The sequence below is a fragment of the Paeniglutamicibacter sp. Y32M11 genome, assembly GCF_019285735.1.
In the GTDB taxonomy this organism is placed as follows: Bacteria; Actinomycetota; Actinomycetes; order Actinomycetales; family Micrococcaceae; genus Paeniglutamicibacter.
The window spans coordinates 2,516,432-2,540,093 of sequence record NZ_CP079107.1 but is presented as its reverse complement, the minus strand read 5'-3'; the positions used below and the strand labels follow the sequence as shown (position 1 = coordinate 2,540,093).

21 protein-coding genes are annotated in these 23,662 nt (G+C 63.7%); 14 read left to right on the top strand and 7 right to left on the bottom strand.

The window, feature by feature from the left end:
* The first annotated feature begins 23 nt into the window (after positions 1 to 23).
* The 4 genes from KUF55_RS11135 to KUF55_RS11120 are packed head-to-tail and all read left to right on the top strand — an operon-like array spanning position 24 to position 4,968.
* Positions 24 to 1,562, top strand: coding sequence for a sugar ABC transporter ATP-binding protein (locus KUF55_RS11135; RefSeq protein ID WP_218816689.1), 1,539 nt, complete (start codon positions 24 to 26; stop codon positions 1,560 to 1,562).
* Entirely contained in the window at positions 1,559 to 2,587 is a 1,029-nt protein-coding gene (locus KUF55_RS11130; RefSeq protein ID WP_218816688.1) for an ABC transporter permease, read from the top strand. Before KUF55_RS11135 ends, KUF55_RS11130 begins: the two co-directional genes overlap by 4 nt.
* Before the next feature lie 52 nt (positions 2,588 to 2,639).
* Positions 2,640 to 3,701 (top strand): substrate-binding domain-containing protein, encoded by a 1,062-nt coding sequence (locus tag KUF55_RS11125; protein WP_218816687.1) that lies wholly within the window; start codon positions 2,640 to 2,642, stop codon positions 3,699 to 3,701.
* Between the two features lie 58 nt (positions 3,702 to 3,759).
* Positions 3,760 to 4,968: a Gfo/Idh/MocA family protein gene (locus tag KUF55_RS11120; RefSeq protein WP_218816686.1), complete on the top strand. Its 1,209-nt coding sequence runs from the start codon at positions 3,760 to 3,762 to the stop codon at positions 4,966 to 4,968.
* Here the strand turns inward: KUF55_RS11120 and KUF55_RS11115 are convergent.
* Positions 4,951 to 5,475: a hypothetical protein gene (locus KUF55_RS11115; protein WP_218816685.1), complete on the bottom strand. Its 525-nt coding sequence runs from the start codon at positions 5,473 to 5,475 to the stop codon at positions 4,951 to 4,953. The genes KUF55_RS11120 and KUF55_RS11115 overlap by 18 nt on opposite strands.
* Positions 5,476 to 5,623: 148 nt before the next feature.
* Here KUF55_RS11115 and KUF55_RS11110 point away from each other — a divergent pair, with 148 nt between their 5' ends.
* From KUF55_RS11110 to KUF55_RS11090, 5 genes are all read left to right on the top strand, one after another.
* Entirely contained in the window at positions 5,624 to 6,322 is a 699-nt protein-coding gene (locus tag KUF55_RS11110) for a DedA family protein (RefSeq protein WP_218816684.1), read from the top strand.
* Between the two features lie 261 nt (positions 6,323 to 6,583).
* Entirely contained in the window at positions 6,584 to 6,973 is a 390-nt protein-coding gene (locus tag KUF55_RS11105; RefSeq protein ID WP_218816683.1) for a GntR family transcriptional regulator, read from the top strand.
* Positions 6,973 to 7,896, top strand: coding sequence for an ABC transporter ATP-binding protein (locus KUF55_RS11100; RefSeq protein ID WP_218816682.1), 924 nt, complete (start codon positions 6,973 to 6,975; stop codon positions 7,894 to 7,896). The genes KUF55_RS11105 and KUF55_RS11100 overlap by 1 nt, the downstream gene beginning before the upstream one ends.
* Positions 7,893 to 8,588, top strand: coding sequence for a hypothetical protein (locus KUF55_RS11095; RefSeq protein ID WP_132358280.1), 696 nt, complete (start codon positions 7,893 to 7,895; stop codon positions 8,586 to 8,588). The genes KUF55_RS11100 and KUF55_RS11095 overlap by 4 nt, the downstream gene beginning before the upstream one ends.
* A gap of 120 nt (positions 8,589 to 8,708) precedes the next feature.
* Positions 8,709 to 9,707 (top strand): exonuclease domain-containing protein, encoded by a 999-nt coding sequence (locus KUF55_RS11090; RefSeq protein ID WP_218818764.1) that lies wholly within the window; start codon positions 8,709 to 8,711, stop codon positions 9,705 to 9,707.
* A 412-nt stretch (positions 9,708 to 10,119) separates the two neighbouring features.
* On the opposite strand, the gene KUF55_RS11085 is transcribed toward KUF55_RS11090, so the two are convergent.
* Positions 10,120 to 11,121 carry an ADP-ribosylglycohydrolase family protein gene (locus tag KUF55_RS11085; RefSeq protein WP_218816681.1) on the bottom strand — a complete coding sequence of 334 codons (1,002 nt, stop codon included), beginning with the start codon at positions 11,119 to 11,121 and terminating at the stop codon, positions 10,120 to 10,122.
* A 77-nt stretch (positions 11,122 to 11,198) separates the two neighbouring features.
* Between KUF55_RS11085 and KUF55_RS11080 the strand changes: the two genes are divergently transcribed.
* The 3 genes from KUF55_RS11080 (at position 11,199) to KUF55_RS11070 (ending at position 16,841) form a co-directional block, all read left to right on the top strand.
* Positions 11,199 to 12,365 (top strand): exonuclease SbcCD subunit D, encoded by a 1,167-nt coding sequence (locus KUF55_RS11080; protein WP_218816680.1) that lies wholly within the window; start codon positions 11,199 to 11,201, stop codon positions 12,363 to 12,365.
* A complete protein-coding gene (locus KUF55_RS11075; RefSeq protein WP_218816679.1) occupies positions 12,362 to 15,481 on the top strand; it encodes an AAA family ATPase in 3,120 nt (1,039 codons plus the stop codon). Before KUF55_RS11080 ends, KUF55_RS11075 begins: the two co-directional genes overlap by 4 nt.
* A 106-nt stretch (positions 15,482 to 15,587) precedes the next feature.
* The gene (locus KUF55_RS11070; RefSeq protein WP_218816678.1) at positions 15,588 to 16,841 is read left to right on the top strand and encodes an MFS transporter; all 1,254 of its coding nucleotides are present in this window, start codon (positions 15,588 to 15,590) and stop codon (positions 16,839 to 16,841) included.
* A gap of 106 nt (positions 16,842 to 16,947) precedes the next feature.
* Here KUF55_RS11070 and KUF55_RS11065 read toward each other — a convergent pair whose 3' ends face one another.
* Together KUF55_RS11065 and KUF55_RS11060 are read right to left on the bottom strand one after the other, a co-directional pair.
* Positions 16,948 to 17,664 (bottom strand): IclR family transcriptional regulator, encoded by a 717-nt coding sequence (locus KUF55_RS11065; protein WP_132358268.1) that lies wholly within the window; start codon positions 17,662 to 17,664, stop codon positions 16,948 to 16,950.
* 622 nt (positions 17,665 to 18,286) lie between these two features.
* Positions 18,287 to 18,871 carry a dihydrofolate reductase family protein gene (locus KUF55_RS11060; RefSeq protein WP_218816677.1) on the bottom strand — a complete coding sequence of 195 codons (585 nt, stop codon included), beginning with the start codon at positions 18,869 to 18,871 and terminating at the stop codon, positions 18,287 to 18,289.
* Between the two features lie 593 nt (positions 18,872 to 19,464).
* On the opposite strand from KUF55_RS11060, the gene KUF55_RS11055 reads away from it, so the two are divergent.
* The gene (locus tag KUF55_RS11055) at positions 19,465 to 20,835 is read left to right on the top strand and encodes an MFS transporter (protein WP_132358264.1); all 1,371 of its coding nucleotides are present in this window, start codon (positions 19,465 to 19,467) and stop codon (positions 20,833 to 20,835) included.
* Between the two features lie 116 nt (positions 20,836 to 20,951).
* Here KUF55_RS11055 and KUF55_RS11050 read toward each other — a convergent pair whose 3' ends face one another.
* Together KUF55_RS11050 and KUF55_RS11045 are read right to left on the bottom strand one after the other, a co-directional pair.
* A complete protein-coding gene (locus KUF55_RS11050) occupies positions 20,952 to 21,620 on the bottom strand; it encodes a phosphoribosyltransferase (protein WP_218816676.1) in 669 nt (222 codons plus the stop codon).
* A 649-nt stretch (positions 21,621 to 22,269) separates the two neighbouring features.
* A complete protein-coding gene (locus tag KUF55_RS11045; protein WP_218816675.1) occupies positions 22,270 to 22,563 on the bottom strand; it encodes a hypothetical protein in 294 nt (97 codons plus the stop codon).
* Positions 22,564 to 22,576: 13 nt separating this feature from the next.
* Here KUF55_RS11045 and KUF55_RS11040 point away from each other — a divergent pair, with 13 nt between their 5' ends.
* A complete protein-coding gene (locus KUF55_RS11040) occupies positions 22,577 to 22,825 on the top strand; it encodes an META domain-containing protein (RefSeq protein ID WP_218816674.1) in 249 nt (82 codons plus the stop codon).
* Positions 22,826 to 22,854: 29 nt separating this feature from the next.
* Here KUF55_RS11040 and KUF55_RS11035 read toward each other — a convergent pair whose 3' ends face one another.
* Positions 22,855 to 23,544 carry a phosphoribosyltransferase gene (locus KUF55_RS11035; protein WP_218816673.1) on the bottom strand — a complete coding sequence of 230 codons (690 nt, stop codon included), beginning with the start codon at positions 23,542 to 23,544 and terminating at the stop codon, positions 22,855 to 22,857.
* Positions 23,545 to 23,662 lie beyond the last annotated feature (118 nt).

The window sequence follows — 23,662 nt, the reverse complement described above, 5'->3', positions numbered from 1 at the left end:
AAGTCTGTGTAACGTGCATCACTATGAGCCTCGATGAAGTTACCCACCATGCGCCAGGCGGCGGTACGTTGCTGGAAATGCGGGGTATCGAAAAGCGTTTCCCCGGCATCGTTGCCCTGCGCGAGGTTGCCTTTGAGGTAGTCGCCGGCGAGGTCCATTGCCTGTTGGGACAGAACGGGGCCGGCAAATCTACGCTGATCAAGGTGCTGGCCGGTGTCCATCAACCCAACGCCGGCCAAATTATGCTTGACGGCAGCGAAGTTGATTTTTCCACCCCGGACGATGCGATCAAAGCCGGCATCGGAACCATGTACCAGGAACTGGATCTGGTGGAATCTTTGACCGTGGCGGAGAACATTTTCCTGGGTCACGAAAAATCCCGGGCCGGATTTAGTTCGCGAAAGACAGAGCATCAAGGCGCCGCCAAGCTGTTGAGCCGATTGGGGCACACGGAAATTTCGCCAGACATGGAGGTCGGTGAACTCTCCGCGGCGGGCCAGCAAATCGTCTCGATGGCTCGTGCGCTCTCACGTGATGTCCGGCTGATCGTTATGGATGAGCCGTCCGCGGTGCTGGACTCCGAAGAAGTCCGCAACCTTTTTGATACGGTGCGTGCCCTGACGGCCAGCGGCGTCGCTGTCATCTACATTTCGCACCGACTCGAAGAAATTCGGCAGATCGGTGATCGGATAACCGTGTTGAAGGACGGCACCGCGGTGGCATCAAACCTGTTGGTGTCGCAAACCCCCAACGCTGAGCTGATCAAGCTCATGACGGGGCGAGTAATCAGCAACATCTTCCCGGCGCTGGTACCCGTGAGCGCCGAGGCACCGAAAATCCTGGAGGTCAACAACCTTGTCGTGACCTCGGGCAGTGAGCCCATCACCCTGAACGTGGCAGCAGGGGAAATCCTGGGACTAGCGGGGTTGGTCGGATCTGGACGCTCGGAAATCCTGGGAGCCATCTACGGCAGCAGCAAGCCCGTCTCGGGCACAGTTCACCTTGACGGGCGCAAACTACGTCCCGGATCCACGGTTTCGGCCGTTAACGCCGGCATGGGGCTCTGCCCCGAGGAACGCAAGAGTCAAGCACTCCTGCTTGATGACACGTTGGCGGCAAACTTCACGTTGGCGAGCATCGGGCGGTATGCCAGCGCCGGATTCACGTCGGGCAAACGCGAATATCAAGCCAGCATGGAACAGATCTCCAGGCTCCAGCTGCGTCCGGCGGACCCACTGCGTGAGGCACGCACCCTCTCGGGCGGTAACCAGCAGAAGATCGTCCTGGGCCGGTGGCTTTCGCATGGCTGCCGAGTACTGCTGCTCGATGAACCGACGCGCGGGGTCGATGTGGGGGCGCGCAGCGAAATCTACGCGCTCATCTCCGAGCTGTCGCGATCAGGGATCGCGATCATCGTGGTCTCCAGCGAACTCGAGGAAGTGTTGGGGCTCTGCCATCAAGTTCTCGTTGTTTCCGAAAACCGGATTGTGCACCGTGCGCCGGCCGCTCAATTGAGTGAACACCAAATTCTTGACCTCGTGATGGAAGGGACAACACTATGAGCGCATCAACCGAGCTTCAGCCGACACGCACAGCCTTCACCCCGCCGCGGCGCAGTGCGCTGAAGTGGTTGCTTGATGCGGGACTGCGCCGGAATATGGGGCTGATCTTCGCCTTGATACTGCTCTGTATCCTGGGCGCTGTCACCGCCGGTGACAGGTTCGCCGACTCCAACAACATGATGACCATTCTTCGACTGGCCGCCGTCACCGGTGTGGTCAGTATCGGGGCGACCTTCGTGATCACCATCGCCGGGATCGATCTGTCCGTTGGCGCCATCTTGGCGCTATCGGCGGTCTGGGCAACAACCGTCTCGGGTCAGGCCTTCGCGGATTCCACCTCGTGGATCTTTATGGCGCTGACGGCGATGGCCGTCGGAGCCGCGGCCGGACTGATTAATGGGATCTTGATCGCCTATGGCAAGGTCGTTTCATTCATCACCACGCTCGCCATGATGGCCGCCGCCCGCGGTCTAGCGGAGATCATCTCGGACAAAAAGACCCAGATCATCACCACCGACGGATTCCTTGAGGCGGTGGGTGGCGACGTCTTAGGTGTCCCGGTCATCGTGCTGATCTTCGTTTTTGTTGCCATCGCCGGCTGGGTACTGCTCAATCGGACCACCTTTGGACGGCGTACCTTCGCCATCGGCGGCAATCCGGAGGCCGCTCGCTTGGCGGGCATCAAGGTTGAACGCCACACCATGGCGATCTACGCGCTCGCCGGGCTGTGCGCAGGCATCGGTGCGTTGATGCTCATGGCGCGGACCACCACGGGCAGTGCCACCCACGGCACGGGTTTGGAACTCGATGTGATTGCCGCTGTTGTCATCGGCGGAACCCTGCTCACCGGTGGGCGCGGATCGATCTTCGGCACGGTACTTGGCGTGCTGATCTTCTCCACGCTGACCAATATTTTCACTCTGAACAACCTCTCGCTCTCGGTTCAGCTTGTGGCCAAGGGCGCCATCATCGTGATCGCCGTCCTGATTCAGCGCCAGCTGGCCAACCGCGCCTCACGTACCTGATCCGCTCCACCCCGTCCAGAACCGCACCGCACCCTGTTTCGAAGGAGAAATAATGTTCAAGCCCAACTCAGGATCGAAGAAAATGCTCGGAGCCGCAGCCCTGCTGGCTTCCTCCGCCTTCATGCTCACCGCCTGCGTTTCCAATGCCCCGGCCGCGACCACGCCCACCGGCGCCGCTGCCGCGGCACCGGTAGCTGCAGGATCCAACGCCGAGGAAGGCAAGAAGGTCACTATCGGCTTCTCCGTTCCGGCGGCGGACCACGGCTTTATGGCAGCGATGACCGATTTAGCCGTTGAAACCGCCAAGGAGTACCCGGACGTCGAGCTGAAGGTCGCCGAGGGCACCAACGACGTCAGTGTCCAGATCAGCCAGGTTGAGACCATGATCAACGACAAGGTCGACGCCATCGTCCTGCTGCCCTTCGACGGGGCGGCGCTCACCCAGGTCGCGCAAAAGGCCATGGACGCCGGTATTCCTGTCATCAACGTCGACCGTGAATTCAGTACCTCCCAGTCATCGAGGGTGACGGTACTGGGGGATAACTATGGTGTGGGGGTCTCGGCCGGAGACTTCATCTGCAAGGAGCTCGACGGCAAGAAGGATGCCAAGATTGGGGAGATCCCGGGCATCGACTCGCTGCCGCTGACCCAGGACCGTAGTCGTGGTTTTAAGGACGCGCTGGAAAAGTGCGGGCTCAAGGTCTCCAACCGGGTCCCGGCCGAATTCACCGTGGAATCCGGCGAGAAGGCAGCATCGAATCTCCTCCAGGCTGCACCGCAATTGGACGCCATCTGGAACCATGACGATGATCAAGGTGTTGGCGTTTTGGCCGCCATCAAGGCCGCAGACCGCGACGAATTCTTCATGGTCGGCAACGGCGGCTCGGCCAACATGATGCGCGAGATCCAGTCGGGAACATCGGTCGTGAAGGCCACCACCGTCTACCCGGCCTATCAGGCAGCCGATGGTGTGCGGGTGGCCCGCCTCGTGGCCCAAGACAAGGCGCTGGGGGACCTGCTAGACATCGAGATCCCACGCCAAATCGTGCTCTACGCGGCAGTTGTTACCAAGGACAATGTCGAAAAGTACCTGCCGACGGCCTTCGAGTCCTAAATTACGACCTGCTGAACCAAACACGACAACCAAACACGACAACCACCAGGAGGATCACATGGCCGGATTGGCCCTCGGCGTTGCAGTGATTGGCCATTCGTTCATGGGCAAGGCCCACTCGCTGGGCTGGCGTAACGTGAACGCCGCCTTCGATACCCCACCCGTGGTGATGCGCGTGCTGGTTGGCACCAACGGCGCCGCCGTTGAAACCTCCGCGCGTCGTTACGGGTGGAAGGAATCGAGTACCGATTGGCGGGCCACGATCCTGCGCGAAGACATCAACATCGTTGATATCTGCACGCCGGGCGCCCTGCACGCCGAAATCGCGCTTTTTGCGTTGGCGCACGGCAAGCACGTGCTGGTGGAAAAGCCGTTGGCCAATTCGGTCCCCGAGGCTCAGGCCATGGCTACGGCCGCGCGGGAGGCGGCCGAGACCGGCGTGGTGTCGATGCTGGGCTTCAACTACCGCCGTGTTCCGGCACTGGCGCTGGCCCGGAGCATGGTGGCCGAGGGGAAACTGGGGGAGATCCGTCAGCTGAATCTGCGCTACTACCAGGATTGGCTCAGTGACGATCAGTCTCCGATGAGCTGGCGGCTGCGCAAACAGGATGCGGGATCCGGAGCGCTGGGGGACCTGGGCTCGCACGCGGTGGATCAGGTTCGATTCCTCACCGGCGTTGAAGTCACCAGCGTCTCGGCCACCAGCCGCACGTTTGTCACCCGGCGCCCGGGTCCCCGCGGAGAGGAGGAGGTAAGCGTGGATGATGCCATGTGGTCAACTCTTCAGCTGGAGAACGGGGCGGTGGCGAGCGTGGAGGCCACGCGGATGGCCACGGGTAGAAAAAATGCCCTGCGGATTGAGATGTATGGTTCGCTTGGTGCCCTGTCCTTTGACCTGGAGTCGCTGAACCATCTGCAGGTGTACTCTCGCGATGCACCGGCGGGGGAGCAGGGATTTAGGACCATCCTTGTCACCGAACCGGAGCACCCGTATCTTGACGGGTGGTGGCCCACGGGCCACGTGCTGGGTTGGGCCGACACCTTCACGCATGAACTACGTGACTTCCTGCTCGCCATAACCGATGGAACCACCGCTTCACCGTCCTTCGATGACGGACTTGAGGTCCAGCGGGTATTGGCTGCCATCGAACAGAGCGCGGCCGCCGGCGGAGCGGGAGTGAGCATGTCCGCCGAACCCCCAGGGGCGCAGCGGCACGGCACGGGTGAGCAACGCGGGGCGGAGGCACTTCTACCCGGTGGGCTCTAGCCGGCGTTGGGTGCGCCCGGGTCTCGTGCGCCGCGGCCGTGAGGGGAACTCTTCACCGGTGCGCGGTGAAGAGAAGTAGAGTCCGCCTTCCTGGGCCAGGGCGGCGAGTTCATCAACCTGTTTCTGCGCTGCGGCACAGAGCGCCGTGAAACACCGTGCGGCTTCCGGGTTGCTGGCGGGGTGATCGCTGTGCAGATAGCGAGGGGACGCGGGCCCTTCGTCGCCTTGGTGATCGATGACAAAACCGTGCCCGAGCTCCCCGGCCACCCGCTGTGCCAGGCGCTGACCTTCGGCCGAGTGGACCAGGGCAAGTTCAGCGGTGCGGAACCCGTAGTCGCCGTTGAGCGAAGCGTAGAAGTCCGCCTCCCACGCCCGTAGGGCAGCGACCAGCTCGACGCTCAGCGCCGTGTCCGTATAGTCGATGGGCTCAGCTATCCACAGCACGGTGTCCGCGTAGTCGACAAACATCCGAATGACCGCTGGCTGCGGTGAGTTGTAGCTTCCCATCGGCTCACTCTAACAAGTGGGCACCCGCTGGTGGGGAAGTAATTGGTGCTGGCTGGATCCGCAGGTGCGATGAGTTGTGGTGAGTTTTTGGCCACATTCATTCCGCCACGCGGGAGGAATCGGCGGGCTTAGGGGAGACTGAAAGGTAATGACTATCTTGATTGCGCTACAGGCCGCACCCGCCGAAGCAACCGACGGCAGCCTGATTACTCGTTTCGCCGACTGGGCAGTTCAGCTGATGGAGGTGATCGGCGCCCCCGGGGCAGCCCTGGCCATCGCCTTGGAGAACCTCTTCCCACCCCTGCCCTCCGAGGTCATCCTGCCGCTGGCAGGATTCACCGCCAGCCGCGGATCCTTCACGCTTTTTGAGGCGCTGCTGTGGACAACGATCGGCTCGATCGTTGGCGCCTACGCCCTGTATTGGGTGGGCCGGGCCCTGGGCCGCAACCGCACGCGCGCGATTTTCGGTTGGTTGCCACTGGTGGAACTCGACGACGTTGATAAGGTTGAGGGCTGGTTTGAGCGCAACGGCGCCAAGGCCGTGTTCTTTGGCCGGATGATTCCGATTTTCCGTTCGCTGATCTCCATTCCCGCCGGCATCACCAAGATGCATCAGGGCAAGTTCTTGGGGCTCACCGCTGCCGGTTCGCTGATCTGGAACTCCATCTTCGTGCTCTCCGGGTACTTCTTGGGGGAGAACTGGCACATCGTTGAGGCCTACGCCGGGATCTTCCAGAAGATTGTCATCGTGGTGGTCGTCCTCTTGCTGGTGCTCTGGCTGGTGCTCAAGATTCGCAAAACACGGGCCAAGAAGTCGGCGGCGCGGGAGCGCGAAACCGCCAACTAGTCCTCTTCGCCGCAGCAGGGCCCTGGCCCGGTCGCACGTCACTGGTTTCGCCATGCGAACGCCAGCGAGGTGCGGCCGGGCTTTTTGCTGCCGCGCTATCTCGGGCCCATGTCGTCGGAATCTGGGCGTGGCGCGAAGCTCTGTGGTGGCGAGAAGGGGTTGACAGGGGAAAGGCTCGGCCCTAGGTTAGTTACATGAGTAATGAACCACATAACCAACTAGGCGGGCGTGGTCGTTGCGTTTCGAGTGAGGTTGGCCGACGTGGCAGTTATTGACGATTCGCGGCCGATCTTCATCCAGATCGCTGAACTGATCGAATCGGAGATCGTTGCCGGAACCATGGCCGAAGAGAGCCAGGTCCCATCGACCAACGAGTTCGCGGCCTACTACCGCATCAATCCGGCCACTGCCGCTAAGGGAGTCAACCTCTTGGTGGAAAGCGGGATCCTATACAAGAAACGGGGAATCGGCATGTTTGTCGCCACCGGCGCCCGCGAGAAGCTGATGGCAGATCGGCGCAGCGCTTTCCAGCATCAATACGTCCAGCCACTGGCCCGTGAGGCCCGCAAACTGGGAATCAACGCGGAGCAGCTCGCCGTGATGGTTCACGAATCCCTGAGCGCCGCGGCAACCGAAGGAAGTGTTCTTTGATGAATGAGACACCGGCACCGGCCATCGAGGCCAGGAACCTGAGAAAGTCCTACCGCGAGTTAGATGCACTTGATAATGTCTCGCTGCGACTCGAGGCAGGGCGCATCTACGGCCTGCTGGGCCGCAACGGCGCGGGGAAGACCACCCTGATGTCGATCCTGACCGGCCAGGGATTGCCCAGTAGCGGAGAGGCACTGATCTTCGGGCGCAACCCCTACGAAAACGATGACACGCTGGCGAAGATCTGCTTCATCCGCGAGTCACAGAAGTACCCTGAGGACTTCAACGCCCGACAGGCTTTCGCGGCGGCCGCGCTCTTCTTCGGCAACTGGGACCAAGACCTTGCCGACCGCCTGATCGAGGACTTTGCCCTGCCGATGAAGCGACGCATCAAGAAGCTCTCGCGCGGTCAGCTCTCGGCGGTGGGAGTGATCATCGGCATGGCCGCCCGTGCCGAGGTGACGTTCTTCGACGAGCCATATCTGGGGCTCGACGCGGTGGCCCGGCAGATCTTCTACGATCGACTGCTTGAAGACTTTGCCGAACACCCGCGCACCATCGTGCTCTCCTCCCACCTGATCGACGAGATTGCGAATCTGCTCGAACACGTGGTGGTCATCGACAAGGGACGTATCCTCCTGAACGAGGACGCCGAATCGCTGCGCGGCTCGGCGGTGGCCGTCACCGGAAGCCGGGAAAAGGTCGACGCCTTCATCAACGGACACCAGGTACTACACCGGGACACCATGGGGTCCCTGGCATCCGTCACCATCCGGGCGCGACTTGGCGATACCGAGCGGGCCATGGCCGCCGAACTGGGGCTCGAACTCTCCGCCGTTCCACTGCAGCAACTGGTGGTACGCACCACCATGGCCGGGACGCACAACCTCGACAACACCGAATTCCTGGAGGTCCTCAAATGAGTCGCATCATCAACGTCGCCAAGATGCAAATGATCAACAGGTGGACCTTCCTGGGGATTCCGCTGGTCATCTTGGTGGGATCCACCGTCATGACACTGGCCATCTGGGCGCTCCTGCCGGCCAGCGCCAGGGAGGGGGAACTCTATTCGGGTTCCGGCCAGGCCCTCATGTGGTATTTCCTAGCTCTGGGCATCCAGTCGCTGACCTATACCTTCCCCTTCTCCCAGGCCATGAGCGTCTCACGGCGGACCTTCTACCTTGGAACGCTGGGAATCTTTGCTGCCTTAGCCCTGGGCTACTCGATCCTGTATTACCTACTGGGTCTGTTGGAAACTGCCACCGGCGGTTGGGGCTTCAAGGGCCAGATCTTCGCCCTGGGGTGGATAGCGGAGAATAACGCCGCGATCCAAATCCTGTTCTACTTCGTGGCCATGGTGCTGCTGTTCATGATCGGGTTCTGGAGCGCCACGGTATACATGCGCTGGAAGGCCACCGGCCTGCTGATCGCCGGCATCTGCTTCGCGGTGCTGGTGATTGGCCTGCTGGCACTGGTGGGTCTCAATGACGCCTGGGCCCAAGTGGGCTCCTGGTTTGCCGCGACGAAGGTGCCCGGACTGGCCCTGGTCATGGGAGTGATTGGCGTCGCGCTGGCCGGGGGATCGTACCTCACACTGCGCCGGGCCAACGCCTGATCAGGGCCGGGGTATTCCCGTGCCGGACGGGGTGTGGCGCAGAGATCAACGATGTCTTTCGTGCCACATCCGGTCTTCCCGGTTCCCGACGCGTGGGGGATCGGCGGTAAGCTGTGGCACGTGGCTCTGGACTTTACAGCAATAGACTTTGAAACCGCCAACGGATTCCGTGGCTCCGCCTGCAGCGTCGGACTCAGCCGAGTCCGTGGCGGAAAGATCGTTGAGGAAGCCAACTGGCTGATGCGCCCGCCGGTCGGATTTGACCACTTCGATCCGCGCAACGTGATGATCCACCACATCACCGCCGACATGGTCGCCAACGCCCCGCGCTTTGGCGAGATTTTCACCCCGATGGCCAACTTCATCGGCACCGACACCCTGGTGGCGCACAATGCGGCCTTCGATCTGGGCGTGATCCGCTCGGGTCTGGAAGTTTCAGAACTTTCCGGTCCGGCGTTTGAGTACGCCTGCACCGTGAAGATGTCCCGCCGCACCTACGAACTCTCCTCCTACTCGCTGCCCTTTGTGGCCGAAGAGGCCGGCTCTCCAATGGAGAACCACCACGATGCGCTCGCCGATGCCCGGGCCTGCGCCCAGATCATGATCGACATCGCCCATCGCCAGGACGTGGATGCTGTAGTTGCGGCTGCCGACAAACTAAAGGTCAAGATGGGCTTCGCCCCCGCCTATGCCCCGGGTGACGCGCTGTCCAAGGCCACGCGCGATGCCCACGGGTGGGCCGCCAGCGGTAATGCGGTCCCGGTACAGCCGGAGTGGGCCGCCTGGCCGCAGGAGGGTGAGGATCGCAGCGGTGATCCACTGGCTGACCCCGCTCACCCGTTGTACGGCGAGATGGTGGTGTTCACCGGTAACCTGCGCATTTCCCGCCAGGTCGCTAAGGACCGGGCGGCGGAGCGTGGTGCTTCCACCGCCAGCCGGGTCACCCGTGCCACCACGGTCTTGGTGGTGGGTGACGGCTTTGTGCCAGAAGATCTCTCCACCGGCCGGTTGACCGGTAAGGCTAAGCGGGTGCTGCGCCTCCAGGAGGCCGGACAACGGGTAGCAATTCTGGCCGAGGGCGAATTCCTGCAGCTGATTGACGGCTTTGACGCCGCCTAAGCGTTGGCTCGTTGGGTGCGCAACTCCCACAGGGTGCCCATTCCCTCACGGGCGAGCTCTCGCCAACTAGCCTCGGGCGGGTAGGCCCGCGCCAGCGTACCGGATATGGGCACGACTGTTATTTCCTCGCCGCGCTGCAGATGTTTGCCGGTTGCCGCGCAGTAGCCGTGAATTCGAGCGCCCGCGGTGGGTAGATTCCCTGCTCATTCGCGCGCGCGCGCGTACGAGCGACTGTCTGATCTACCTCGCCGGGGCCGGAGGCAGGGAGCAAACTGCCCCACGATGCAGCGGTGCCCAGGAGAATGTCTCGAGGAATTGCCCGCGGCCTGTGCGCAGCCCATGGCACCGAGCCCCGCAGCGACCGCCAAACTTTGGGGCGCTCGGTGCGGAGCTCGGGGCGCTAGGCGGTGTCTTACTGTCCGGCGGTGAGGGCTACCCAGCGGTCGTGCATCGCATCGAGGATCGGGTCAATTTCCGATGCCGGGCGGTGAGCCACGGCGTCGGTGCCCTGCACCGCTGCCAGCAGTGTGGTGGCGAAGGCCGCGGTCTCAACATCGGGTTCCTCGCCCAGGGCGTCGAAGAGCGCATCGTAGGAGGCCTGGGGATCCGCGTTTTTCAGCGCGCGGGTCACGTACTTCACGGCCCTCACGAGTCCCGCACCGGCACTGAGGTCTACGGTCTCGCTCTGCTCATCGTCACTGAGTTCAGCGTCATTCGCTTCATCCTCACCAGCGTCCAGGTCGGTAGCAACGGCGTCGATATCTATCTGCGGGGTCTCAGGGTCCTGAACATCAAATTCCTGAACCAGCGTGGCCCAGCGGCTGATCGAGTCGGTCCCGGATTCCAGGGCGGCACGCACCACCAGAGCAGCGGCTGCTGCGGCACGGTGGGCGGCCGGATGACCGTGGGTCAGGGCTGCGGCGTCGGTGGCGATCTTGGCGGTGGTGGCCTCATCCACTCGAGGCAGTAACGCCATGAACGCGGCGCGGGTCAGTACCCCGGTGCTATTGGCCTCGGGGAACAAGGGCCGGCCCACGGAGGCCATGTCCTTGTTATCCAGCGCCAGCAGGTTCTGCGAATCGCCGGTGGCGAAGTCCGGAGCCCCGGCAAAGGCCTCATCGATCCAGCGAGGTTGCGGTTCGGGGGCATCAACGGGGTAGGACTTGTTGACCAGCTTGTACCAGCGCAGCGCGGCCAACCACATGCAGGCAGCCTCATCGGAGGCAACTCCCTCATGGGCCCATTCCAGGGCCTCGAGCAGTCCGTCAAGCAGGTACAGGGCTAGGGTCTCGGTTTCACCGGGTTCCTGGCCGTCACGGGCGTGGGCTGCACCGTCGGCAGCGGCCAGCAGCACGCCAAAAACATGGTCCGAATAATCGGCGGGAAGCGCGTACTGATCAGTTGATTCACTCACGATCCCAGTCTAGTAGTTTTCCGCTGCTTGAGACTGCGAATACCAACGCGTCCCACGGTGTCGCTACTGTGGACTTCATGCGTATCTTGCACACCTCCGACTGGCATCTGGGCCGCACCTTCCACCAGGCTTCGCTGTTGGAAGCCCAGCGTGAATTTATTGACCGGCTCATCAGCACCATCGAGGCCGAGGCGGTTGATGTGCTGCTGGTCTCCGGGGACGTATATGACAGGGCGCTTCCGGGGGTGGATGCGGTGAAATTGTTCGACGATACCCTGCTGCGATTGCGCGAAACCGGCGTGCAAATGGTGATCACCAGCGGCAACCACGATTCTGCCCTGCGCCTGGGCTTCGGCTCGGCACTGCTGGAGCATGCGGGGCTGCACCTGCGCACCTCCCTGGCCACCATGGACCGACCCGCGCTCTTTCACGGGGAAGGCTTTGAGGTGGCCGTTTATGGGCTGCCCTATCTGGAACCGCGGATGGTCGCCGAGGCCCTGGAGGTTACCGAACCCGGGCACCCGCCGGTCATCCACGCGGCCCTGCAAAAGGTGCGTGCGGATGTGGCCGCTCGGCAGGATGCGGCACAACATCCGGTGCATTCCATCGTGCTGGCCCACGTTTTTGCCGCCGGAGGTGCTGCCTCGGAGTCGGAGCGCGAACTGAGCATCGGCGGGCTGGACATCGTGCCCACGAGCTATTTCACCGACTTCACCTATGCCGCCCTGGGCCACCTGCATGGGCGGCAGAAGCTGGCCGACCACATCAGGTACTCCGGCTCCCCGATTCCATACTCCTTCTCCGAGGCCGGGCATTCCAAGGGCGCCTGGCTGCTGGAGCTAGGCCCCGACGGGCTGGGTGAGGTGCGCGGCATCGACTGGCCCGCGGCCAAGGAACTGCGCATCCTCAAGGGCAAGATTGATGCGCTACTCACCGATCCGGCCCACGAGTCGGCCACGGACGCCTGGTGCCAGATCACGCTCACCGACACGCACCGCCCCGCCGGAGCCATGGAACGGCTGCGCACCCGCTTCCCCGACACCCTGGTGCTGAACTTTGAGCCCGAGGACCGGCCCGCGGACGAACAGCATTCCTACGCCGACCGACTGGCCGCAGCAATCTCCCCGGTGGACGTCTGCGCGGGGTTTGTTGACCACGTGAGAATGCGCCCGCTCAACGAAGCCGAGGAAGAGCTGATGACCTCGGTCCTGGCCCAGGTGCGTAGCGAGAAGGTTCAACGATGAGGGTCCATGCACTGCAGTTGGAGGCCTTCGGCCCCTTTGCCAAGCGCGCGTCCATCAACTTCGATGCGCTCTCCGAAGCCGGGATCTTCCTGCTCAACGGGGAAACCGGGGCGGGGAAGACCAGCGTGCTCGACGGCATCTGTTACGCCCTCTACGGCTCGCTGCCCGGGGTCCGCACCGGGTCCAAGTCACTGCGTAGTGACCATGCGGCCCCCGATGCGGCCCCGGAGGTCATCTGCGAGTTCTCCACCGGCGGTCGGCGCTTTGAGGTCACCCGTTCGCCCGCCTGGAACAGGCCCTCGAAGCGCAGCAAAAAAGGTTTCACCATTGAGAATGCCCAGTCTCGGCTGCGGGAGCGCGTCGCCGGGGTGTGGGTGGAAAAATCCACGCGCAACGACGAGGTCGGACTCGTGCTGGCCGAGATCTTGGGCCTCAACATGGAGCAGTTCACCAAGGTGGCGATGCTGCCACAGGGAGCCTTCGCCGCGTTCCTGCGCGCCAAGGACAAGGACCGCGAGGAGCTGCTGCGCTCGCTCTTTGATACCAGCGATTATGCGATGACCGAGCGGATCCTGAGTGAGCGCGCCACTGCCGCCCGCGCCGAGGCCGAGGACGCCGAGCGGGCCCGCAGCGCCACCCTGGCGCAGCTGGCGGCGGACGCGAGCTCCACGCTCTACGCGCAGCCGGACGAGGAGGGGTCCGGTGGATTGCCGCAGGCGGCCCGCGAACACCTAGCCGCGGGGGACGGTGCCGAACTCGGTGAGCTGTTGCGCGCCGAGGTTCGGGGCACCCGCAGTGGGCTGGGGCAGAGCCGTGAGCGTGCCGATGCGGAAGTGGCCGCGGCGCAGAAATCCCATGCTGCGCTCGATGAGCGGGCCACCCGGCATCGGCAGCTGAGTGAACTGGGGGACCTGCGTCAGGCTCACGAGTCCCACGCCGAATCGATCGCCGCACTCGGTGCGCTGCTGGAGGCAGATGCCCGCGCCGTCGGATTGCTGCCCTACCACCAGCAATGTGTTGACGCCCGGGCGAAGGTTGGGGAGGCACACCGCCTGCTCGCCGCGGCAGCAGCCGCGGTTCAGAGCGGCGAAGCCAACGAGCTTTTGCTCGCCCGGGAACCCGATATCGCCGCCGTGCTGGATGCTGCCCGCGGCTCGGAACCCGAGGCGGCCGTGCTCGAATCCCTGGCCGGTCACGGAAGTGAGGCCGCGCAGGCCGCGCGCGCTGCCGCCGCGTTGATCGAGGCGGCCCTGCCCGAGGAGGAGGAATTGGAACAGGTGCGCGGCGAGGTTCTTGTCCTGGGGCAGCGCCTCGGTGCCCTCTCAGCGAAGCAGACCGAACGCGCGGCCCGGATCGAGGTGATCAACGCGGAACTGCCGATGCTGCGCGAACAACATGCGGAATTTGCCGCGCTCACCGAGTCGGCAGCGGCACTTGAGGCCGCGGTGCTGGCCGCCACACAACGCCGTGACGCGGTGCTCGAGCGGACCCAAGCCGAAAAGGCGCAGGCAACGGCACATTCGGCGGCCAATACGGCGCGGACGCACACGCTGGATGCCCGCGAGCGGGTTAATAACCTGATCACGCTGCGGCTTGAACAATCCGCCGCGGTGCTGGCGCAGGAACTGCGCGACGGGCAACCGTGCCTGGTCTGCGGTTCCACCTCTCACCCCGAACCGGCCAGCTTGCCGGAGGGTGAGCTGGTCACCAATGACGGCATCGAGGCCGCCCGGAACCTGCTGGCGGTGTCCGAAAAGGCCCAGGACCAGCGGAATGCTGCCCTGAAGAAGGCGGAAACGGCCCTTGATCTCTGTCGCGGAAAGATCGGTGAGCTCAGTACCGCCGCTGCCGCCACGGAGCTGGCCTCCGCGACGGCGGCGCATGAATCGGCACTGGCCTCGGGCCAGCAACAAAGCGCGGCCGAAGAGAAATTGCACGCCTCGGAAATCGAGCTCGACACCCTGAAGGTCGAAGTCTCCGCGGCCGAAACCGAACGTCAGGTGACGGCCGCGAAGCAGGAAGCGCAAGCGGCCCGGGTCTTGAAGCTGGAGACGCGGCTGGCCAAGCTGGGCAGGGCCGGAGAGTCCCTGACCGAACGCCACGCACTGCTGTTAGCCGGCGCAACCGCGCTGGAAGGCGTTGTCTCCGCCGTGCGGACGTGCCTCGAGGCCGGTAGGACGGAGAATGCCGCGGCAAAACTGTGGGAGCAGAAGCTGGGCGAGATTTCTGTCCCCGATACCGCTGCCTGGCGTGCCCTGCTGTTGGATGATGCTCGACGCACCGTTCACCAGCGGGAGGTGCGCGCTCACAACGATGAGGCGGTGCGCATCAAGACGCTGGCCGAGGCGCCCGGAATCGAGGCGGCCCGGCGCGAGGCCGCTGCCGGAATCGGGGCCCCGGACGATGCCGAGCACGCCGCGGCGGCCCAGGTTCTTGCGGTGGCAACAACCGCCCGTGATGCCGTCTTATCCCGCGACGCCGTGCTCGCCAGCTACGCCCAGCGGCTGGAGGAAGCACTGCACGCCTTGGAGGTGCTGGCGCGGGAGGCTGGTCCGGTGCTGGAGCGCTACGCCACGCTGAAGGGGATTTCCGAGCTGGTGCGCGGAGCGGGGGAGAACCGGCTGAAAATGACCCTGAGCACCTACGTGCTCGCGGCCCGGCTGGAGTCGGTCGCGCTGGCCGCCACCCAACGACTGCTGATGATGACCGGGCAGCGTTATTCGTTGGTTCACGATGACACCCCGCGGGGGAATAACAAATCCGGCCTCGGCCTGCAGGTGTTGGACTCGTGGACCCAGGTCAAACGCGATACCCAAACGCTCTCGGGTGGGGAGTCCTTCATGGCCTCCCTCGCCCTCGCGCTGGGTCTGGCCGACGTGATCCAGGCGCAATCCGGTGGCATCGACATCGAAACGCTCTTTGTTGACGAGGGTTTCGGTTCGCTGGACGCCGAAACGCTTGAACTCGTCATGGACGCGCTGGAGAAGCTGCGCAGCGGGGGCCGCGTCATTGGGGTGGTATCTCATGTCGCGGAGATGAAGCAACGCATCGCTACCCAGCTCAACGTGCACAAGTCGCAGTTCGGCTCCACCGTTTCGATGCAGATCGGGGTGTGAGCTCCGTCGTTGTAAGCCTCGGTTAGGATGGGAGATGTCTGCAAAGGGTTCTGTGTAGCGGGAGGCAGGGACGCTACACGCGTTTCTGTGGAGTACCCGGTTGACCATGACCACTTCTGCCCCCAAGACCAAATCCTCACCCTATGCGGCGCTTCCGCCGCTCTCCGGGTGGGCCTTCTTCCCCCTGGGCTTCTTCGCCCGCCTACCCTTAGCGATGCTCACCATCGGTTCGATGACGCTGATCAGCGATTCAACCGGATCCTACGCCGCCGGCGGCATGTCCGCCGCGATGGTGGGTTTGGGCTCCGCCGTGGGCGGACCGTCCATCGGATACCTTGCCGATCGGTTCGGTCAGCGCCGCGTGCTGATTCCCGTCGCACTGCTACAAGTCATCTTTGTCACGGCCCTCATGTGGTTTGGTGGTGCCGGGCCACTGGCATCTCTGCCGGTGATTACCGTACTCTCGATCCTCGCCGGCGCCAGCGGTCCGCAGGTTGGTCCGCTGGCCCGGGTGCGCTGGATGGCGCTGACCGCTAAGCGAAAATCCGGCGGGAAGGAGCTGGGCGCGGCCCTGAGCTACGAATCAATGGTCGACGAGCTGGGCTTTGTGCTCGGCCCAGCGCTCGTGGGTCTCTTCGCCGCCTTGGTGGCACCCTGGCTCCCGCTGGCCATCGCCGCACTGTTGACCCTGATCTTGGTCCCGCTCTTTGCGGTGCACCGCACCGAGCGCGCGGTGGTGCCGGCGGTGCGCGACGCCGTGAAGGCCAAGCTCACCTCGGCCCAGGCCATCGGGATCGGCATCGCGATCCTGGGCATGATTGGCATGGGCACGTTCTTTGGCTCCAGCGCCGCCGGAACGCTGGCCTTCGCCGGTGCCATGGGCGATGCCAACATTGGCGGGCTGCTGTATGCCGCGGTGGGGTTCACCTCGGCGATCGCCGCGCTCTCGGTGGCCTTCTGGCCCAGCGGCTGGCCGCAAGCCAGCCGCTGGCTGGCCGCCGCCATCTTCATGGTCCCCGCCTCGTTGGTCCTGCAATTGCCCGGCGAGGTTCTGCCGATGATCGGCGCGTTGTTGCTGGTCGGTATCTGGGTCGGACCGATTCTGGTCACGATCTTCACCCTGGGTGGGGAAATCGCCCCGCCAACACGTCTCTCCACGGTGATGACGCTGCTCTCCTCGGGCATCGTGGTGGGCACCGCCATTGGTAATTCGTTGGCCGGAGTGCTGGCGGATTCACACGGTTACGCCGGCGCCTTCGGTGTGTCCAGTGCTGCCGCGGGACTGATCCTGATCTCCGGCATCGGTATGGCCCTGCTGCGCGTCCAACAGCGCCGGGTCATGCTGCGACAGCTGCCCTAGCTCCAAGGAAGCTCCAAGAAGCTCCACCTAGCTCCGGCGAGCCTTCAGCGGTTCCGGCCAGTTCCGGCCAGTGTCATCGGGCGCTGGCTGGGGCTGGCCGCTGTGGTTAACCGAGTTCGGCTTCGATGGCGCGGGCGGCCGCCTTGATTCGTTCGCCGATGTCATTCACATCGATGTGCTCCGAGCCGGTGGAGTACACCACCGCGACCGCCGCCGGTAGCTGCCCGGGCATCATAATCGGGGCGGCCACCGAGGACAGCCCGGGGATCACCTCATCGATGCTGGTGGCGTAGCCCAGAGCGCGAGCGGTGGTGGCGATCTGCCGGTAGCCGGTCTCGTGATTTAGCGCGTTCCACGCATCCTCGGTGAGTGTTGACTGCATGGCGATGCCGGGCGCTCCATGCCCAAAGGGGTGGCGGGAACCGGGACGTTGAACCACCGCCGCGTGCACGTGGCGTGGTTCAACGGTGACCAAGGTGGTGCAATCTGGTTGGTCCCAGACGGCGATGAAGGCACACATTTTGAGCTCGTTGGCCAGCAGGGTTAGTTCCGGCAGGGCGGCACTCTGCAGATCTCGCTGGACGCTAGAGGCCAGCACCGCCAGACCGGGGGCACCGTGCACACGGCCCGACTCATCCCGGGTCACCAAACGATGCGATTCCAGGGTGCGCAGGATGCGGTAGGCGATGGAGCGGTGTACCCCGAGGCCGGAGGAAAGTTCGGCAATGGTCATCGGTCCGCTGGCCTCGGCCAGGATTTCGAGCATGCGGATGCCGCGGGAGAGAGTCTGGGATGCCGGGGCGGGCGTGCCGGTGACAGTCATGGGTTTGGTGGCCATCCTTTGGGATTCGCGCTGTGGTGGCATGGTCGGTGGCTGCAGGTTGTCGTTCGGCCGCCGGTGGGGGTGCGGTGCAGAAGCAGTTCCTTATTAGAACCACTCGTTCGATATTAGAACACTTGCTGATCGAATGCGAGGATTCCAGCGGACCAAACTGAATTCAGGAAGCTGCGATGGTTTTCCCCGCCCCACTGGGACCTCGACGAGAGCGGTGGGCCACGCACGGTTGATGCCTCAACATTGCCACTTTTCCCCGGCAGTCGTGGCCACTTTGGCACGAGCGTCCGATCACCTCCGTCCCGCGGTGGTCATGGAGCATCCGCTGGCGCCCAGCCCCGCGGCCCGCGACTCCGGGGTCCATGACGCGCCGCGCTGAGAACCGGCCGGGAAGCGGCGGCGCTCGGGACCCCTCCAATGAGATGCAATGCCACGGGGCTTGAAACACCACAAGCTCGGAATTCATCGGGTTTACTTCATCGTTGCCAAACCGCCTCGCGCTCAAACACGTCACCACCAGCGATCCAAATCGTCGAATCCAGCAGGCGTGCGGCCGCGGGACGCAGAGCGCGCCCGTTGCGAGCGGAGGACTCGCGAATGCCTCGCCGACTCACGTCATTGCGGTCGGTTGGTAGGTGGCCAGGAGAACTCCCGTGGCGGTGGGGCTGCAGGCGATCAGCTGCATCCGGTGCGCTTTTTCCTCCGGTCCGAACAGGCCGTGGCCGGAACCGAGAACGATCGGGTGAATCATGAGAAACAGCTCGTCGACGAGGCCGTGAGGAAGGAGGGAACGGATGAGTTGACCGCTGCCCATGATGACGAGGTTGCCGCCGGGCTGCTCGCGTAGCGCAGCTACCTGATTCTGGACATCACCGGCGAGCAGTGTGGAGTTCGGCCAGGGGAGTCTGGTTTCGGGGCTGGAGGAGGCAACGTATTTGATTGCCTGGTTGAGGCCGTCCTTGAACGGTCCGCCGACCTCGTTCCAGTGAGTGAGCATGTCGTTGTAGCTGCGTCGACCAAATAGCCAAGCGAAGTCGTGGCCCATCCGCTCGCCCATGGCCGCACCCATCGCCGGGTCGTTGTCCGGTTCGGCCCAGCCGCCGTGCCGGAAACCGTCACGGGTGTCTTCGTCGCTTCGCCCAGGACCTTGCAGGACTCCGTCGAGGCTGATGTGATTCACAACTAGAACGCGCATGGGGTACTCCTCGGATCAATGGGACGCAGGGGTGCTCAACTGACACCGTGAGCTGATCGGTAGCGTCGGGTTGGTGCCGGGGCCGAGTAATCCCGAACGGCGGCAGGCCGGACCCGCCACGTCGGAATCAAACGTCGGCCGGAAAGGTGGTCTTGGTCGTGCCCGGAGCAAACCTCGAGCGGGATCATCAGGGAATCCGTTGGTCGACCAGTGGTTGGCGCGCGGGATTATTGCGCCCTGAGACCCAGGGAGCCCTCGACAACGAAATGCCGGCCCACATGCTCGGGCACATATAGCTGGTGGCCCATCCTTCAACAGTAACGACTGTGACTCGTGATGGCCTCGGCCGCGGGGAGAATAATCCGCAGGACGTTTCGGCTGAAGCTCCACGCGGCTGCTCGGCGCTTCGGCGCGCTAAAGAATTCCTTCACGAAGATTAGGGGCCGGCGGGGATTCGCGGCTCGAGGCGTCGCCGCCCGGGAAATGATGTGAGAGTTATCACCATCATGGGTTATCATGTTCACAGCACACTTACCGTCCGAACGGTCGGTCAACACTCACAATGCGCGAAGCGCCCGACGCTGGAGCTCCTCATGTCTTCCTTATCTCAGACAGCACCCTCGAAACGATCCGAGGAGCGCCGGGTTCTCGCCGGAACCTTGGTTGGCACCACCATCGAGTGGTACGACTTCTTCATTTTCGCCCAGCTGACGGCGACGCTACTCACCCCGTTGTTCCTGGCGCCCCTGGGAGAATCGAACCCGGGTCTGGCCCAGATCTTGGCTTTTGCCATGATCGGCATCTCCTTCCTCTTCCGCCCGTTGGGCGCGATCGTGGCCGGACACCTCGGCGACAAATACGGACGCAAACGCGTCCTGGTTGCCACCTTGATCCTGATGGGGGCGGCCACCGCACTGATCGGCATGCTGCCTACCTACGCCTCCATTGGCGTGTGGGCACCCATCCTGCTGGTGCTGCTGCGGATCATCCAGGGCTTCTCCGCCGGCGGCGAATGGGGCGGCGCGGCATTGATGGCCGTTGAACACGCACCAAAAAACAAGCGCGGATACTTTGGCGCCTACCCACAGATCGGCGTTCCGATCGGTATGATCATCGCCACCGGCATGCTCTACATCCTGCGCACCTCGATGACCCCGGAGCAGTTCGGCACCTGGGGCTGGCGCATCCCGTTCCTGCTCTCGGTCGTGCTCATCGTGGTCGGCTACCTGATTCGTAAGGCCGTGGAGGAGTCCCCGGTCTTCAAGCAGCTGGCCCTTCGCAAGGCCAGCGAGCACACCCCGCTCAAGCAGCTCTTCCAGACCAATACCAAGGAAGTCCTCCAGGCCGCACTGATCTTCATCTCCAACAACGCGGCCGGCTACCTGGTCATCGCCTTCTTCATCTCCTACACCACCAAGGTGCTGGGTATGCCCGTCGCACCGGTGCTGCTGGCGACCACCATTGGTGCCGTCGGCTGGCTGATCTTCACCCTGGTCGGCGGGTGGCTTTCGGACATCATCGGACGACGAAATACCTTTGTCCTCGGCTACGCCATCGTGTTCGTCTGGATGATTCCGATGTTCATGCTCATCGACACCGGGTCCATCTTCCTCTACGGGCTCTCGGTCTTCGTGCTGACCACCGGGCTGGGGCTGTCCTATGGACCGCAGTCGGCCATGTACGCCGAGATGTTCCCGGCGCACATCCGCTACTCGGGCATCTCCATTGGCTACGCACTGGGCGCGATCCTCGGTGGCGCCTTCGCTGCGACCGTCGCCCAGATCCTGCTGGAGGAAACCGGTAAGTCGATCTCCATCGCCCTCTACATCATGGTGCTCACCCTGATCTCGGTCGCAGCCGTGCTGTGGGTGGGGGAGACCAAGGGCAACAATCTGCATGTTGAGGACGTGGACCCGGAACTGCAGGCGGCACACGACGCCAAGCACCACGGTAAGCACGCCTAAACCTCACCACCAACTCCAAGGGGCCGAGCGATTGCCCTCTTCTCCGCGCTGAACCGGCCGGGGGAGAGGGTCGCTCGGCCCCTTTATGCTGCGTCCGCCCGCGCGAGGGTTACCGTCTAGCGGCGGGGAATCAGGGCGGTGAGCTCGTAGTCGGCGAGCGAATCAAAGCGTGAGTAGAACGCGCTGACGGAGTGGAAGACCCTGGGCGTGATGGCGCAGAGCAGCTCATCAACGAGCGGCGTCACCTCCCTGAGGGCTTCCTTCGGTGCCACGGGGACGGCCACGACGATGCGCCCGGCGCCGGCCTCGCGCATCAGCTCGATGGCCGCGGACATCGTGGCCCCGCTGGCCATGCCATCGTCAACCAGGATCACGGTGCGCTCGGCGACCGGCAGGACGCTCTGGCCGACCAGGCGGGCACGCAACTCCTCGAGTTCCTGCCGTGCGGTGATTTCGACCTGGTCCAGGATCGCCTTCTCGAAGCGTAGCTGCGCGGAGTCCCAGACGCCCTCAACGTACTTCAACGAGGTATGTTCGCCGTAGGCGGCGATCGCGGCGAAGGCGATCTCGGTGCGTTCGGGCATCACCAGTCGACGCACCGCCAGGGCATCAAACCGAAGTCCCAATCGGGTGGCCACCTCGGCTGCCACCGGCACCCCGCCGCGCAGCAGGCCAAGGACCAATGCATTGGGGTCTTGAGCATAAGCTGCCAAGCCCACGGCCAAAAAAGTGCCGGCCGCCATACGATCGTCAAAGCGGGTGGGGGCTATATGCTCGGTTGTCATCTCCTAAGTGTGCCCCAGCCACGTCCCGTGCGGTCTCCCAGCCACGATCCACCGGCCCGCGGTCTTTTCCACGTGATGACCGATGATGCCAAAAAAGGCGGCAGAAGTGTTGGTTGCTCGATTGTCCGGGGTCATTGCCCATGGGCCGGGCGCCGCCGGGCGCGCGAAGCCACCATCGAGGATGCTCAGTTCCTTGCTGCCCCTATTGTGGTCTCGCGGGCGGAACCTTCGGACTGGCGGCTCCTTGGAGTGCGATGAGAACTTCACTGAGCGCGCCATCATTGATCCGCACATAGCTCCGGGTGAATCGCCAGACTTCTGTCCTCTAAATGTCATCAAACCGGCGGCGAACGCGGTCCGGACATCCGATCGCCCAACCTTTACGGCGTGTTTTTCCGGTGTGGATGATCCGAACTATCGAAGGTCTTGGTGGAGATGGCGGAGAACGTTCGGGACCTAACATCGGCGCGATGGCAGTGCGCTGGTGATTGTCCCGATGCCCCAGCATGCCCCAGCGCGACTTCTGCCCGTGAGCCGTCCTAGCCACCGGGACGCTCCAATTTCTGACTCGCGCGCGAATGTTGTACTCCTGCTAGTTGCCTCGCGCGCGCGGGGCAACACGACCGCTGCTGAAATCCGGTTCGGGGAGCTAGCATGTGAGCATGAAGCGAACGCGGACCTCGATCATGGTTGCGGTCATGGCTGCTGCCTTGGCCGGATGTTCGACCGGGCCCGGCGGAGCCGATAGCTCTGCTCCCCGCATGGTGTCACCAACCGACCAGCGCGGACCCACCACGTCAAGCACGCCGAACCAGATGACCTCTCCAACCGCTTCGCCGGAGACGAGCTCGCCGGCGTACACGTCACCCGGGCCGAGCTCACCGAGCCCATCGCGTGGAGTTGATGCCAACGCAGCGGTCATCGGCCAATGGGGCGGCGCCACGGAAGGTTCTGAGGTGCTGTGGTTCGCTCCGGAAGGTCGTTTTAATGGCAACGATGGGTGCAACTCGTTATCCGGCACCTGGACCGGTTCCGGGAAGAAGTTCGAGCTGCAAGAGATGACCATGACGTTGATTGGTTGTCTCGGGATGGACACCTGGCTTTCGGGCGCCGCCTTCGTGACGGTAGACGGAGAGACGCTACGGGTCAGCGACAAGAACGGTGTGGAGATCGGCACGCTACCGAGGCTAAACGTCGCCCACTAAATCAACGGATTCTCCTCGGGGGGCCGCGTTTAGGATCGATGCCCATCGGCATGGGGTGTTTCCCGCGCGGTGCGCAGAAGCTGGAGCACTTCGTCCTCGGTGACCTGTGAAAAGTCGACATAGTGTGCGCCAACGGAGGAAAAATCCGGTGGGGAAATGAGCACGATAGCGGCCGACGCCCCGGCCAGGGGATGGATCAGCTTGGACGGTGCCACGGGAACGGCGGTGATGATTTCCCGGGTCTCATATTGAGCCACCACGTCCAGGGCGGCGCGCATGGTGGCTCCGGTGGCCAACCCGTCATCACAGAGCACCACCGTGCGGCCGTTGAGATCGGGGGCGAAGCTGGCAAAGAGCTTGGCCAAGCGCTGGAGCTCGAGCGCGGCGCGTGTTTCCACATCCAGCAAGTCGGCGTGTGGCACCAGATCTAGAGTCTGCCGGTACACCCGCGGCACCACGTATCTCCCGTGCGCCGAACCATAGGAGGCGATGGCCCCGAACGCGAGCTCTTGCTGTCCCGGAACCCCGAGCTTACGAACCGCCAGGGCCCCGAGCTCCGCATCCAGCCGCTGGGCCAGCGCCGCGGCAACCGGCACCCCACCACGGAGGAGCCCCAGCACCACGCATGACCCGTTCACTCCCTGAGCGGTCAAAACCTCGCCGAGCGCAGTGCCTGCCTGTGCCCGATCCCGAAACTGCAGTCCCGACTGCTTACCCATGGACTTAGTGTGATCGGATTCCCGGTGTGAGTGAAGACCCGGCTGGGCACGAGGTCGCCAGAGCTAGTTGTTCGTCTCCGATATCCGATGACTTCGTGCACACCGCAGAGTAGCGTGA